The following is a 13,752-nucleotide window of genomic DNA, read 5'->3' as shown; positions in this document are numbered from 1 at the left end:
TCCGGTTTATTGCGGAATCCCCCTTTTTTATCTGTTTTACCAGTGAAGGGTCAGTGTGGTGGTTATCTGCCGGTCATTGCCCCAACTGCATGCTGCATCCGTAAAGCAGGCAGATACATAGTGTTTATTGAACAGGTTATTGATATTCAGCGCGATCTCCGCATCTTCAAGAGCCGGGAGGTTATCAAGCCGGTAGCGCAGCATCATATCCGCCACGGTATAGGCGGGAACAGTGAAGCTGTTGGCATCATCCCCCTGTGTTTTGCCGTTATAGCGTACGCCGCCGCCGATAGTCAGGCCGCTGAGCGGCGTGGTGTCAAAGGTATAATCTGTCCACAGAGAGGCGGTATGCGCCGGTACCATCGCGGGGTGATGATTGGTATTCTCCGCCTGCTGACGGAAACGGGTATCGGTATAAGCATAGCCGGCGATCAGGTTCCAGTTGTAGGTCAGCGCCGCTTTGGTTTCCAGCTCAATCCCCCGCGAACGGATTTTTCCGCCCTGCACACTGAAAAACGGATTCAGCGGGTCACGGTGCAGGTTATTGTCTTTGGTCAGCTCATAAACGGCGAGTGTGGCAGACAGCGCGGCATTTTCCGGCAGGTATTTCAGCCCGGCTTCATACTGTTTACCCCGTGACGGATCCAGCGGTTTGCCGCTGACCGTGGCCGCAGTACTTGGCTCAAAGGATTCGCTGTAGCTGAAATACGGAGCGAAACCATAAGGCAGCTGATAGTTCACACCGCCGCGCCAGGTAAACTCGTGGTCAGTCTGGTGATGAGTGGTATCACCGCTGATGTTATCGCGGCCGCGGGATTTGCTGGTGTTTTCGTCATAACGGCCGCCGAGGGTGAATGTCCAGTCCTTCAGAAAGAGCTGATCCTGGGCGTAGATCCCGATTTGGTGGTTTTTATTTATTGCTTTCGAATTTATCCCCGGGATGATTGTCAGATTGCCGTATTGCGGGGATCGCAGATCCAGCGGGGCAGCAACACCGACCTCATTAACCATCCGGTTGCGCAGCTGTGAGTAATCCACACCTGTCATCAGGGTATTGCGCCAGCCGTGGCCGCTGATGTTGTGGATGACATGGGTATCAGTGACCAGACCGGACAGCCGCTCGTCATTATGTATATGGCTGCGGGCAAGCGTTGATGAGAGATCCTGCTGCGGTACGCCGTAACAGGCCGCCGGATTGCTGCTGTATAGTCCGCTGCCGTAAATAGTGCGCCAGTTGGTGCTGATCTGCTGGTAACGCATGCCCTGATGCAGTGACCAGTTATCATTGAATGTATGATCAAACTGCCAGCCGATCAGCCGCTGCTGCCGTTCAAAGCGGTTATAGCCCGGCTCGCCTTCGTTAAAACCGGTCGGCAATTTCCCGGCAGCGCCGCCGTCAACGGTACCTTCACGCGGCAGCCAGCCGTAATAGCCGTTACGCGGCGCATTCATGGCCTGGGCGGTAAGCAGTAAAGAAGTGGCATCATCCGGCTGCCAGAGATAAGAACCCTGTAAAGCATAATACCGTTCCCGCTCCCCCTGTTGCTGTTGGTGCTGGTCATGCAGTGTGCCGGTCAGGCGGTAAGCCTGTGTTTCCTCATCATTCAGGGCATCACTGAGATCAAACCCGGTCTGCCACAGGTGGTGATTCCCTGCCTGTAAGCGGATTTCCCGCAGCGGGTTCATCTGCGGCCGTTTGGAGGTCATGGTGACCACGCCGCCCGGATTGGATTGCCCGTAAAGCACAGAAGCCGGGCCTTTCAGCACATCAATCCGCTGCATAAATTCCGGCAGCATCCTGCTTTCCGCATACATATCCCCCTGAACTTTTAATCCGTCCAGATAGATATTCTGGCTGACATTATGGAAGCCGCGCATCATCACACTGTCGAAAACGGATGAACTGCCGGAGGTGCCGGTCACTACGCCGGGTGTGTATCCCAGTGCCTGTTTCAGTGTGGCAGGATTGCGGGCGGTGATTTCCTCCTCACTGATCACGGAGACCGAGGAAGGGACTTTATTCAGCGGCGTGGCCGTTTTGGTGGCGCTGTCGCTGTGTGTGGCGCGATATGTGCCGTTATTTTCCAGCGGACTGACGGCAGGCGGCGCGGCGGTGACCACGATTTCATCTTCAGCGGCGTGGCAGACACCGGCAACCAGTAAAGCCGCCAGCGAAAGCCGGAACAGGGAAGTGCGGTAAAGTGCAGTCATACATCTTATCTCATTGAATGATAATTATTACCGTCACAAAAGGCATGTGTGCGGATGACGGCTGTGATAAATAATGAAAAAGGCTGCCGGAGCAGCCATCAGGGTTAATACAGGTGATTACGCCGCATCATTCTGCGGATGTGGTTTCTTCAGGAAGAAGGCGAAAACCAGTGATAACAGACCGAGCAGCAGGCTCAGCCAGAATACGGCATGGATCCCCGACGCCAGTGCCGCGGTTGCTGTCTGCTGTGTTGCTGCCGCATCACGGTAAAAAGACATCAGAGAGATGGCCGATGCGGTACCGACGGCGCCGGCTACCTGATAAAAGGTATTCCAGACAGCAGAGCCATCAGCATATAACCGGGCGGGTAAAGCACTCATCGCGGTAGTCTGCGCGGGCATAATCACACAGGTGACACCCAGACACAGGAGCATAAAGGCGTCGACAATCTGCCACACTGGTGAGTTCTCCCCGACGGCATACAGAAACAGCGCAGAACTCATCAGCATAAACAGGGAGCCACAGACCACAAACGGGCGCGAGTCAAACCGGTTATAGAGAAAACCGATAAGTGGTGAGAACAGTACGTTGATAATATTGCCCGGCAGCAGCAGGATCCCGGCCATTGCCGCGCTCAGCATCAGCACATCTTTCAGGAATACCGGAAGAATAATCGCGGCGGAGAGCACACTCATCATGCTCAGGATCATCATGATCAGGCCAATAATAAACAGCGGATTACGGAACACATCCGGGTGGATCATCGGCATCGCCATGTGCGTCTGACGGCGGGCAAATACGGCAAGGCAGAGAACCCCCGCCAGCAGGGAACCCCAGACAGCGGGATCACGCAGGCTGTGTTCCGCCAGGATAGCCAGCCCGTAGATGATGCCGCTGAATCCGGCGGAGGAAAGCAGGAGAGACAAAATATCAATACGCGGTCTGGTGATATCACCAATCGGCGCAATAGACTTCACGGCAAGTAAAATGATGGCGGCATAGACCAGCGCACTGAGCCAGAAAATGGCATGCCAGCTGAACAAGGTGATAATAAAGCCGGAAATTGTCGGCCCCAGCGCCGGTGCCAGGGTAATGGCAATCCCCACCATTCCCATCACCATCCCGCGCTGATAGACCGGGAAAATGAGCAGTGCGGCACTCATCATCACAGGCAATATCACCCCGGTACCGACGGCCTGAATAACCCGCCCCAGAAGCAGTACCGCAAAACCGGGGGCCAGTGCGGCAATCAGACAACCGGCGAGCGACACACACAGCGCCGTGAGGATCAGTACCCTGGTATTAAACCAGCGCACCAGAAACGCCGACACCGGCACAAACACCGCCAGGGTCAGCAGATAGCCGGTCACCAGCCACTGTGCCTGACCGGCGGAGAGAGAGAACTGGCTCATCAGATTGGTGAGCGCCATATTTAATGCGGTTTCCCCGAACAGACCGGTAAATGTCCCGGCCATCAGTACGCTCAGCATCATTTTCGGGTAGCGTACCTGTATTGCTGCCTCTGTAGTCACATTCTTATCCTATTATTTCATCAACCAGGTTGACGAAAAGGAAAGTAACGCACTTTGCGACAATGGTCAACTTAGTTGACGAAGTGTTTTTGGTATACTGCACAAAAAGGAAAGGGGGAGCGCGTGAAAATTGCATTAAACGACCTGGATTTTATTGACCTTATCAGTGAGCGGCACACACTGCTCCGTGAGCGGATTGATGCGCTCTGGAATGTCCGGAGCGAAATTCACATGAGTAATTCGGAGTGGTACATTTTATCGAGGGTGTATGACCAGCCGGTATCCATAGCCGATATTTCCGCGACAGTGACCATCTCCCGTCAGGCGATTCATAAATTCATCCGACAGATGGAAGAGAAGGGATTAATCACCATCTTTGATGTTCAGGGCAGTAAAAAGCTCAAGGGGGTGAAAATGACACCGCACGGGCAGCAATGCTATGACGCTTATGAGGCCATCAAAACCGGATTGTGTGATGAAATTGGTGCTGCTGTCGGACAAGACAATCTCGCGCTGATCGTCCGGTTATTTCAGCAGCCCTGGTTTGATGAGAAACAGTAACGCCTTTTCTGCTGCCCGGAAAAGGCGTTTTCGTTCAGGTATGGTCTGCGGCAGAGAGGCGGGTGAACAGCCAGCGGAGCAGCACATCGGTCAGTGCGGCATCATCCGCCGGGTTCAGCTTTGCGGCTTCTTTCCGGAAATGCTGCCACAACACCCCATTCTGCCCGGGAATTTGCCGGTGCAGTCGCTGTGCTGCTTCCAGCTTGCCGCTGATATCCTGCGGATCCGGAAAACGCGGCAGCGGCTGCCCGTACAGGCACAACAGGTCATCCTGCAGCTGTGAAATTTGTGACGGTACAAAATTCAGTAATTTCCCGCTGTGTATCAATGCTGGGGAATTCTCCGCCTGAACTGCCTGTAATGATTGATGTAATGCCTGTTGCAGTGCGTTCATTTCTCTCTCCTGATATCCGGGCTGCTGTACCGGGGATAGTAGCGGACAGGAAAATCAATGCTTCGCTGCCCGGCGAAATATCTGCGGTTATCATGGAAGAGGAAAAGAAACAGAACACTCCGGTTGTTGCTTTTTAATTGTGCTTATCCCGGGGAGAGGAAAAGGGGGGATTAAAATTTCTCATATAATCATGCATATAAGAAGCTTCCATATAATAATAGATACTGATTATCCATATATAACTCCCTTTATATTCTGAACAGCGGTGCGTACAGAATCCTGTCCGCTGCGCAAGCCGTTACAGTATTATTAAACACAGCGGGGAGAGGAAAAACAATGAGGCAGAATTACTTATGATAAAGGCAACAAAAAAGCCCTTTCAGTTATCCTGAAAAGGCTTTTCGATTCAATGCATTAAACGGTATTACTTAGTTCATGCCGTATTTTTTCAGTTTTTTACGCAGAGTACCGCGGTTGATACCCATCATCAGGGCAGCGCGGGTCTGGTTACCACGGGTGTATTGCATCACCATGTCCAACAATGGCTGTTCAACTTCAGCCAGTACCAGCTCATACAGTTCATTAACATCCTGACCGTTTAATTGAGCAAAATAGTTCTTCAGTGCTTGCTTAACTGAGTCACGTAACGGCTTTTGAGTTACCTGATCTTGTGAATTTACAGTAGCAACGGTTAGTACGTCAGAATTTACGCGTTGTTCGAACATAGTTCTGTCAGCTCTTTTCTTTATTTACGCAAAAAATTTTCAAAATATGCCTCCAACGCCTCCAGCTGTTCGCCGGCATCCTCAATGGCGTTGAATGTGCGCCGAAACTGAACATCAGGTGCATGTTCCTGCATATACCAGGAAACGTGCTTGCGGGCTATGCGGGCTCCCTTGCTTTGACCGTAAAAGTCGTGCAATTCCCGCACATGCTCACACATTATGCGTTTCACCTCTGCACCGGGCAGGGGCGGCAACAGTTCGCCTGTGTCCAGATAGTGCTGGATTTCCCGGAAGATCCAGGGTCTTCCCTGAGCAGCACGACCAATCATCAGCGCGTCTGCGCCGGTGTAGTCCAGTACTGCTCTGGCTTTAAGCGGGTCAGTAATGTCGCCATTGGCAATAACCGGGATGGCAACAGTCTGCTTAACTGTCCGGATGTTGTCGTATTCGGCTTCACCATTAAACAGACAGGCGCGGGTCCTGCCATGGATCGTAAGAGCCTGAATACCGCAACGCTCGGCCAATTGGGCAATCGTGACACAGTTCCGTTCTTCCGGTGACCAGCCGGTGCGAATTTTCAGTGTGACGGGCACGTCCACCGCATTAACCACCGCTTTCAGAATCTCTTCCACCAGCGCCGGATAACGCAGCAGGGCGGAGCCTGCCAGCTTACGGTTCACTTTTTTTGCCGGACACCCCATATTGATATCGATGACCTGCGCACCACCGGCAACATTAATCTTTGCCGCGGCCGCCATTTCACCGGGATCATTACCGGCTATCTGCACAGAACGGATACCTGGCTCATCACTGTGTACCATGCGTAATCTCGATTTGTCCGTCTTCCAGACCTGAGGGTTGGAAGAGAGCATCTCTGAGACGGCCATACCCGCGCCCATTTCATAGCACAACGACCGGAAAGGCCGATCGGTGATGCCTGCCATAGGGGCCGCGATAAGGCGGTTTTTCAACTGGTATTGTCCGATACGCATAGACGAAGAAGTGTGGCCATACTGTGACTGCAAGGGCGCGTATATTACGCATTTTTTCAAAGATATGAAAGGACAAACTTTGAGCAAATCGACCTTTACGGCGAAATTTTTTTTATTGCTTTTTTCAGATTTTATTAATTAATGTTTTGTAACAATAAGTTAGCGTAAAATAGCATACAGTGCGGTTTTCTGATTTAATTTTCAGAATAAAATGCGTTTGCGTGAAACTGCTTAAAATATATTCACTGAATCACGCAAATGCACGATTTATATACCAAAAAGTAAGAATATCAGCCGCGTTTTGTCGCGGTAATCCGGCACCATTCTTCTTTTTCGGCAATCTCATCAATCTCAAAGACGTCACGGTAAGCATCTGCCACACCTTCCGCCTGAGTGGCGAGCACACCGGATAACCCGAGTAATCCGCCGGCCTGCGGCAGTGCGCCGATCACCGGAGCCAGTTCACGCAGCGGGCCGGCCAGGATATTGGCCACCACAACGTCCGCAGAGAGCGTCTGAGGCTTTTTATCAGAGAGGTAAAGGGTCAGCCTGTCTGAAACGCCGTTGCGCTCTGCGTTGTCCCTGCTGGCCTGAATCGCCTGCGGATCGATATCGATACCGATAGCTTCTTTCGCACCCAGTTTCAGGGCGGCGATCGCCAGGATCCCGGAGCCGCAGCCGAAATCGATCACGGTTTTACCGTTCAGATCCAGCCCGTCGAGCCATTCCAGGCACAGAGAGGTGGTAGGGTGGGTACCGGTGCCGAATGCAAGGCCGGGATCGAGCATCACATTGACCGCATCAGGGTCAGGGATCTCACGCCAGCTCGGGCAGATCCACAGGCGCTGACCGAAACGCATCGGGTGGAAGTTATCCATCCACTCGCGTTCCCAGTCTTTGTCTTCAATCTGTTCGATCTTATGGACAAAGTTTTCGCCGAGCAGCGGGTGCTGCTGTAATTGCGCAACAACGGCTTTCATGTCCGTTTCAGCGTCATACAGGCCGATCACGTCGGTGTCGCCCCACAGGCGGGTTTCCCCCGGCAGCGGTTCAAAAATCGGGGTGTCGTGGCTGTCCTGAAAGGTAACGGAGACCGCACCGGTTTCAGTCAGTTCATCACCGATAACTTCGGCATCAGCACCGGTGGAATTTAATCGTATTTGGATCCAGGGCATAACATACTCTTTATAAAAAGCTCTTTATAAAAAAGCCCCTGTTTGACAGGGGCCTGAGAAAGAAAAGCGACAGAAAATCAGACCTCGTGCAGGCCGAGTTTCTTCTCCAGATAATGGATGTTGGTGCCGCCTTTACAGAAGTTCTCATCATTCATAATCAGCTGGTGCAGCTCGATATTGGTTTTGATACCGTCGATAATCAGTTCCGCCAGCGCATTCTTCATACGGGCGATAGCAATTTCGCGGGTTTCACCATAGGTGATGAGCTTACCGATCATTGAATCATAATACGGCGGTACAGTATAACCGGCGTAAATATGAGACTCCCAGCGGACACCGAAACCACCCGGAGAGTGGAAGCGGGTAATTTTGCCCGGGCTCGGTAAGAAGGTGTGCGGATCTTCGGCATTGATACGGCATTCGATCGCGTGACCTTTTACTTTGATATCTTCCTGTTTCACAGAGAGCGGCAGGCCGGATGCGACACGCAGCTGCTCTTTGATCAGGTCAACACCGGTGATCATTTCAGTAACCGGGTGCTCTACCTGAATACGGGTGTTCATTTCGATGAAATAGAACTCGCCGTTTTCAAACAGGAACTCAAAGGTACCGGCACCACGGTAGCCGATATCGATACAGGCTTTGGCACAGCGTTCGCCGATGCTTTTGCGCAGCGCCGGAGTGATACCCGGTGCAGGGGCTTCTTCCACCACTTTCTGGTGACGGCGCTGCATGGAGCAGTCGCGTTCAGCCAGATAAACAGCATGGCCCTGACCATCCGCCATAACCTGGATTTCAACGTGACGCGGGTTCTCAAGGAATTTTTCCATGTAAACCATGTCGTTGTTGAAAGCCGCTTTGGCTTCGGCTTTGGTCATTGCAATCGCTTCTTCCAGATCTTCATCATTACGGACAACGCGCATACCGCGTCCGCCGCCGCCGCCGGAGGCTTTGATGATGACCGGGAAACCGATACGTTTGGCAATGGTGTGGTTCAGCGGCATATCGTCGCTGAGCGGGCCGTCAGAGCCCGGCACACACGGAACGCCGGTTTCTTTCATCGCACGGATAGCAGAAACTTTGTCGCCCATCAGGCGGATGGTTTCAGCTTTCGGGCCGATAAACGTGAAGCCGGAGCGTTCAACCTGCTCGGCAAAATCAGCGTTTTCAGATAAGAATCCGTACCCCGGGTGGATGGCCTGTGCGCCGGAAATTTCAGCAGCAGAGATAATGGCCGGGATATTCAGATAACTTTTCGCAGAGGCTGCCGGACCGATACAGATGGTCTCGTCAGCCAGCAGAACGTGTTTTAAATCACGATCCGCAGAAGAGTGAACAGCGACCGCTTTGATCCCGAGCTCTTTACAGGCCCGCAGGATCCGCAGTGCAATTTCACCCCGGTTGGCAATAAGGATTTTTTCCAGCATGATTCGCCCCGTTATTCGATGACGACCAGTGGCTCGTCAAATTCGACAGCATCGCCGTCTTTTAACAGAATTGCTTTAACCACACCGGCTTTGTCAGCTTCGATTTGGTTCATCATTTTCATGGCTTCGACGATGCACAGGGTGTCACCGACATTGACCTGTTTACCGACTTCAATAAAGGCTTTCGCATCCGGGCTTGGTGAACGGTAGAACGTACCCACCATCGGAGAGCGGACCACATGGCCGGCAATCTCTTTTTCCGGCGCCGGATCAGCAAGACCTGCGGATGGTGCAACAGCGGCTGCCAGGGCAGGCTGCTGAACAGGTGCGCTGTATTGCTGTGGTACGGCCATAGCCTGAACCGGTAAAGCGCGGCTGATGCGTACTGACTCTTCGCCTTCAGAAATTTCCAGCTCAGAAATACCGGACTCTTCGACCAGCTCGATCAGTTTTTTTATTTTACGAATATCCATGAGATGATTCCGTACTCTTAGTGTTGAGTTAATTGTGACAGACGGTGAACCGCTGCCTGTAAAGCATAACGGTAGCCTTCCGCACCCAGCCCGCAGATAACGCCGGTGGCGATATCAGAAAGATAAGAGTGGTGACGGAACGGCTCCCGTGCGTGTACATTCGACAGATGGATCTCGATAAACGGGATGCTGACGGCCAGCAGGGCATCACGCAGAGCCACACTGGTGTGAGTGAATGCGGCCGGGTTTATCAGAATAAAATCGGTGTTTCCCCGTGCAGCATGAATTCTGTCGATGAGTTCGTGCTCGGCGTTGGATTGCAGGTGGCTTAGTGTAACGCCACACTGACCGGCATCGCGGGTCAGCGTTGTAACGATATCCGCGAGAGTGAGCGTCCCGTATTTATCGGGTTCCCGCGTGCCCAGCAGGTTAAGATTCGGGCCGTTCAGTAACAATATATGATAACTTTCGGTCATCCTGCTGCCATCTCCTGCAATCTAACGTAAACGCACAAGATAACGCGATGTTAATGTGTTGTCACCTTTTTCTCACCACCGGTAATATTAATTATTACGGAGGAAGGGCGACATTATAAACATTTCATTGCAGTTCGCAGCAAAATACTGGTCTGAACAGACCGGAACCGGCACAAGGCTGACCAGTTAATCATACGTATTATCTGTCTGCATCCTGTATCCGTTTGCTGATAGTAGTCTGCCTGCCGGTCTTTTAACAGGTACGCCCGGAGGTCAGGGTGCTTTTCTGCCGGTGTGCTCACATAACCGGCGTTCCGGAGGCGGATCTTACGTAAGATGAACAGCGCAGGAATAAGCCGTTGTGAATAGTTGTCTGCCGTTGTGGTGCGTTATAGTGCATCCGCACCGGCAGATTGGCAAGTCCCGGAAATATTATGGCGCTGAATACGGACAGAACGGGATATAACGGGTCTGTATCCGGGATACGGATATTTATATTTCAGGTTATTTTGAGATTATTCTGAGTAAAGGGTGCTGCTGATTCATCATAATCCGGTGAATAACCCGGTATTTTTGCCGTCTTATCTGTGATTAAGCAGATGGTTTTAATGCGAAGATAGAGGTAGCGGGCGTCAGGCCGATTGTAAGATTGCGTATATTATATAGAATCCGGTTGAACTTGATGCATAGTTACAGGTCAACTGTTCGGAAGTTTGCAGGAATTAATGAAAAAAGAGGGCAACTGCCGGATTTTTTACATTAATTTTAATCTGCCTGCGCGTATTTCCTCAAATATGTGAAAAAGTCTGCGTTTTTATGCAGCTTTATACTGCGCAGTATATAAAAATTATCTAGAATAGACCGCTCCCTGATGTGATGTGGACACGCTGTTGGCAAGGTGCAATCTGTGGCTTGTCGCAAAGAAACGTGGTTGGTAAAGTAGACGGGTTTTTCCCCGTCCCCGGCTTGCAGGATTATCCTTTTGTATGTTTAAAAAAATTCGTGGCATGTTTTCCAACGACCTGTCGATTGACCTGGGTACAGCCAATACCCTGATTTATGTCAAAGGACAAGGCATTGTTCTGGATGAACCGTCTGTCGTGGCTATCCGCCAGGATCGTCCGGGTTCAACCAAAAGTGTTGCTGCTGTTGGTCATGAGGCCAAACGCATGCTGGGTCGTACCCCCGGCAATATCGCAGCAATCCGTCCGATGAAAGACGGTGTTATCGCTGACTTTTTTGTGACCGAGAAAATGCTCCAGCATTTTATCAAACAGGTTCACAGTAACAGTTTTATGCGCCCGAGCCCGCGTGTTCTGGTGTGTGTGCCGGTCGGTGCAACCCAGGTTGAACGCCGTGCCATCCGTGAATCCGCGCTCAGCGCCGGTGCACGTGAAGTTTATCTGATTGAAGAGCCGGTTTCGGCGGCTATCGGTGCCGGTTTACCGGTATCAGAAGCGACCGGTTCCATGGTGGTGGATATCGGCGGCGGTACTACCGAAGTGGCGGTTATCTCCCTGAACGGTGTGGTTTATTCCTCCTCTGTCCGCATCGGCGGCGACCGTTTCGACGAAGCTATCATTAACTATGTGCGCCGTAACTATGGTTCACTGATTGGTGAAGCAACCGCAGAACGCATCAAACACGAAATCGGTTCGGCTTACCCGACTGACGAAGTGCTTGAGATTGAAGTCCGCGGCCGTAACCTGGCTGAAGGGGTTCCGCGCGGTTTCACCCTGAACTCCAACGAAATTCTGGAAGCCCTCCAGGAGCCGCTGACCGGTATTGTCAGTGCCGTCATGCTGGCGCTGGAACAGTGCCCGCCGGAGCTGGCATCTGATATCTCCGAACGCGGAATGGTGCTGACCGGTGGCGGCGCTCTGCTGCGTAACCTGGATCGCCTGCTGATGGAAGAAACCGGGATTCCGGTGATCGTCGCGGAAGATCCGCTGACCTGTGTCGCCCGCGGTGGCGGCAAAGCACTTGAGATGATCGACATGCACGGCAGCGATCTTCTCAGTGAAGAATAAGCGGACTCCCGTCCGTTCAATACTGCAGGCCGGGGGAGTCCGCTCCCCCAGCTCGCCGGATACACACTCTGTCTTCCCGGACGGAATTACTGTAGTGCCTGATATCGCATCCTATGAAGCCGATTTTTAGCCGGGGGCCTTCCCTTCAGATTCGCATTGTTGTTGCGGTTATTTTTGCCATCGGACTGATTGTGGTTGATAACCGGATTGATGCTTTTACCAAAATCCGTAACTATCTGGATACGGCGGTCAGCCCGTTCTATTTTTTAGCCAACGGCCCGCGTCAGTTACTGGACGGTATCTCTGATAACTTTGCCACCCGCGAGCAGCTGGAATTTGAAAACCGCGCTCTGCGCCAGGAACTGCTGGTTAAAAGCAGTCAGAATCAGCTGCTTGAACAATTTAAGCAGGAAAATGCCCGGCTGCGTGAACTGCTCGGTTCACCGCTGCGTCAGGATGAGCACATGATGGTCACTCAGGTGATGGCGGGAGCCAACACCCCGTACCGTGACCAGGTGGTGATCGACAAAGGCAGCCGTGACGGCGTGTATGACGGCCAGCCGGTGATCAGTGATAAAGGTGTGGTGGGGCAGGTGATTGCCGTGTCTCAGTTAACCAGCCGTGTTCTGCTGATCTGCGATACCACTCACGCACTGCCGATTCAGGTGTTGCGTAACGACATTCGCGTCATTGCATCCGGCACCGGATGTACTGACGATTTACAGCTTGAACCACTGCCGAACAATATTGATATCCGCGTGGGGGATGTGCTGGTCACCTCCGGCCTCGGCGGCCGTTTCCCGGAAGGTTACCCGGTCGGGATCGTCTCTTCGGTAAAAGTGGATAATCAGCGCGCTTATACCATTATCAGTGCCAAACCGACGGCTGACCTTCAGCGTCTGCGTTATCTGCTCTTATTATGGGGCGGAGACAGCAACCCGCGTGAGCCTTCCGGTCCGTCTGAGGTGTACCGCGCAGCCAACGAACGTATCATGCAGGTTATGCCGCAGGTGATCCCGTCTGTCCAGACGCCGGAAACTGACCCGACTGCGGCAGCCCCGGACGCACCTGCCGCTCCGGCACCTTCCGCCGGAACGACACCACCGAAACCGGCCGGACCTAAACCCGCACAGCCAAAACCGGCAGACACGCCAGCCACTGCCGCACCGGTCGCTCAGGATCCGGCTGCTGATTCCGCGCCGGCCCGGCCGCTGAGGATGAGGCCGCAACAATGAATACCTACCGGGGACAAAACCGGATTATTGTCTGGCTCTCCTTTCTGATAGCACTGGTACTGCAAATCATGCCCTGGCCGGAGCAGATTCAGTTTTACCGTCCGTCGTGGGCGATGCTGTTTCTTATCTACTGGGTGATGGCGCTGCCGCACCGGGTCAGTGTCGGCTCCGCTTTCTTTCTCGGCATGATCATTGACCTGATTGAAGGTTCCACGCTCGGCGTGCATGCCCTGAGCCTGTCTATCGTCACCTATCTGGTCTCATTCAGACATCAGCTGCTGCGCAATATGGCGCTGTGGCAGCAGTCGCTGGTCATTATGGTGCTGTCAGTGCTGATGCAGTTCTTTGTTTTCTGGTCAGAATTTTTATTGTCCGATATTGTGTTTCATCCGGAAGTCTTCTGGAACAGTCTGGTCAATGGTATCTTATGGCCATGGATTTTTTTATTACTGCGTAAGACCCGCCGTCACTTTTCTGTTCATTAATCAGGGAACGGCGGCGTGATACGTTAACAAAACGT

General features: G+C 52.5%; 13 protein-coding genes. 4 read left to right on the top strand and 9 right to left on the bottom strand.

All coding sequences use genetic code 11. From position 1 onward, the window contains the following. Nucleotides 1-36: 36 nt before the first annotated feature. The gene (locus tag HMPREF3119_RS10625; protein ID WP_070579667.1) at nt 37-2,211 is read right to left on the bottom strand and encodes a TonB-dependent siderophore receptor; all 2,175 of its coding nucleotides are present in this window, start codon (nt 2,209-2,211) and stop codon (nt 37-39) included. Nucleotides 2,212-2,328: 117 nt separating this feature from the next. Then, nucleotides 2,329-3,744 (bottom strand): DHA2 family efflux MFS transporter permease subunit, encoded by a 1,416-nt coding sequence (locus tag HMPREF3119_RS10620; RefSeq protein WP_228342882.1) that lies wholly within the window; start codon nt 3,742-3,744, stop codon nt 2,329-2,331. Nucleotides 3,745-3,867: 123 nt separating this feature from the next. Here HMPREF3119_RS10620 and HMPREF3119_RS10615 point away from each other — a divergent pair, with 123 nt between their 5' ends. Continuing rightward, nucleotides 3,868-4,305, top strand: a complete 438-nt coding sequence (locus tag HMPREF3119_RS10615; RefSeq protein ID WP_004240547.1) for a MarR family winged helix-turn-helix transcriptional regulator — start codon at nt 3,868-3,870, stop codon at nt 4,303-4,305. Nucleotides 4,306-4,339: 34 nt separating this feature from the next. On the opposite strand, the gene HMPREF3119_RS10610 is transcribed toward HMPREF3119_RS10615, so the two are convergent. The 7 genes from HMPREF3119_RS10610 to aroQ all read right to left on the bottom strand — a co-directional run bounded on the left by HMPREF3119_RS10610 (nt 4,340) and on the right by aroQ (nt 9,967). Continuing rightward, a complete protein-coding gene (locus tag HMPREF3119_RS10610; RefSeq protein ID WP_046024753.1) occupies nt 4,340-4,699 on the bottom strand; it encodes a hypothetical protein in 360 nt (119 codons plus the stop codon). A 428-nt stretch (nt 4,700-5,127) separates the two neighbouring features. Continuing rightward, entirely contained in the window at nt 5,128-5,424 is a 297-nt protein-coding gene (gene fis / locus HMPREF3119_RS10605; RefSeq protein ID WP_004240545.1) for a DNA-binding transcriptional regulator Fis, read from the bottom strand. A gap of 20 nt (nt 5,425-5,444) precedes the next feature. Further along, a complete protein-coding gene (gene dusB, locus HMPREF3119_RS10600) occupies nt 5,445-6,416 on the bottom strand; it encodes a tRNA dihydrouridine synthase DusB (RefSeq protein WP_015422979.1) in 972 nt (323 codons plus the stop codon). 290 nt (nt 6,417-6,706) lie between these two features. Beyond that, complete coding sequence (gene prmA / locus HMPREF3119_RS10595; RefSeq protein WP_004236286.1) at nt 6,707-7,591, bottom strand: 50S ribosomal protein L11 methyltransferase; 885 nt, start codon at nt 7,589-7,591, stop codon at nt 6,707-6,709. Nucleotides 7,592-7,668: 77 nt separating this feature from the next. After that, entirely contained in the window at nt 7,669-9,018 is a 1,350-nt protein-coding gene (gene accC / locus HMPREF3119_RS10590; RefSeq protein ID WP_004240542.1) for an acetyl-CoA carboxylase biotin carboxylase subunit, read from the bottom strand. Nucleotides 9,019-9,029: 11 nt separating this feature from the next. Then, on the bottom strand, nt 9,030-9,491 hold the full coding sequence (gene accB / locus HMPREF3119_RS10585) for an acetyl-CoA carboxylase biotin carboxyl carrier protein (protein WP_004236288.1): 462 nt from the start codon (nt 9,489-9,491) through the stop codon (nt 9,030-9,032). Between the two features lie 17 nt (nt 9,492-9,508). Beyond that, nucleotides 9,509-9,967, bottom strand: a complete 459-nt coding sequence (gene aroQ / locus HMPREF3119_RS10580) for a type II 3-dehydroquinate dehydratase (RefSeq protein WP_004236289.1) — start codon at nt 9,965-9,967, stop codon at nt 9,509-9,511. A gap of 986 nt (nt 9,968-10,953) precedes the next feature. On the opposite strand from aroQ, the gene mreB reads away from it, so the two are divergent. From mreB to mreD, 3 genes are all read left to right on the top strand, one after another. Further along, the gene (gene mreB / locus HMPREF3119_RS10575; protein ID WP_004236290.1) at nt 10,954-11,997 is read left to right on the top strand and encodes a rod shape-determining protein MreB; all 1,044 of its coding nucleotides are present in this window, start codon (nt 10,954-10,956) and stop codon (nt 11,995-11,997) included. 113 nt (nt 11,998-12,110) lie between these two features. Beyond that, entirely contained in the window at nt 12,111-13,232 is a 1,122-nt protein-coding gene (gene mreC, locus HMPREF3119_RS10570) for a rod shape-determining protein MreC (protein ID WP_070579664.1), read from the top strand. Then, the gene (mreD, locus tag HMPREF3119_RS10565; protein WP_004236292.1) at nt 13,229-13,717 is read left to right on the top strand and encodes a rod shape-determining protein MreD; all 489 of its coding nucleotides are present in this window, start codon (nt 13,229-13,231) and stop codon (nt 13,715-13,717) included. The genes mreC and mreD overlap by 4 nt, the downstream gene beginning before the upstream one ends. Nucleotides 13,718-13,752: the final 35 nt, after the last annotated feature.

It is taken from the genome of Morganella sp. HMSC11D09, from assembly GCF_001807955.1.
GTDB lineage: Bacteria > Pseudomonadota > Gammaproteobacteria > Enterobacterales > Enterobacteriaceae > Morganella > Morganella morganii.
Note: the sequence above shows the minus strand (reverse complement) of the source record. Positions and strands in the feature narration are given on the sequence as shown.

Excerpts from the sequence above, each read along its gene's own strand:
- fis (WP_004240545.1), bottom strand. The coding sequence starts at position 5,424 with ATGTTCGAACAACGCGTAAATTCTGACGTACTAACCGTTGCTACTGTA.
- accC (WP_004240542.1), bottom strand. The coding sequence starts at position 9,018 with ATGCTGGAAAAAATCCTTATTGCCAACCGGGGTGAAATTGCACTGCGG.
- HMPREF3119_RS10610 (WP_046024753.1), bottom strand. The coding sequence starts at position 4,699 with ATGAACGCACTGCAACAGGCATTACATCAATCATTACAGGCAGTTCAG.
- prmA (WP_004236286.1), bottom strand. The coding sequence starts at position 7,591 with ATGCCCTGGATCCAAATACGATTAAATTCCACCGGTGCTGATGCCGAA.
- accB (WP_004236288.1), bottom strand. The coding sequence starts at position 9,491 with ATGGATATTCGTAAAATAAAAAAACTGATCGAGCTGGTCGAAGAGTCC.
- mreD (WP_004236292.1), top strand. The coding sequence starts at position 13,229 with ATGAATACCTACCGGGGACAAAACCGGATTATTGTCTGGCTCTCCTTT.
- HMPREF3119_RS10625 (WP_070579667.1), bottom strand. The coding sequence starts at position 2,211 with ATGACTGCACTTTACCGCACTTCCCTGTTCCGGCTTTCGCTGGCGGCT.
- aroQ (WP_004236289.1), bottom strand. The coding sequence starts at position 9,967 with ATGACCGAAAGTTATCATATATTGTTACTGAACGGCCCGAATCTTAAC.
- mreC (WP_070579664.1), top strand. The coding sequence starts at position 12,111 with ATGAAGCCGATTTTTAGCCGGGGGCCTTCCCTTCAGATTCGCATTGTT.
- mreB (WP_004236290.1), top strand. The coding sequence starts at position 10,954 with ATGTTTAAAAAAATTCGTGGCATGTTTTCCAACGACCTGTCGATTGAC.
- dusB (WP_015422979.1), bottom strand. The coding sequence starts at position 6,416 with ATGCGTATCGGACAATACCAGTTGAAAAACCGCCTTATCGCGGCCCCT.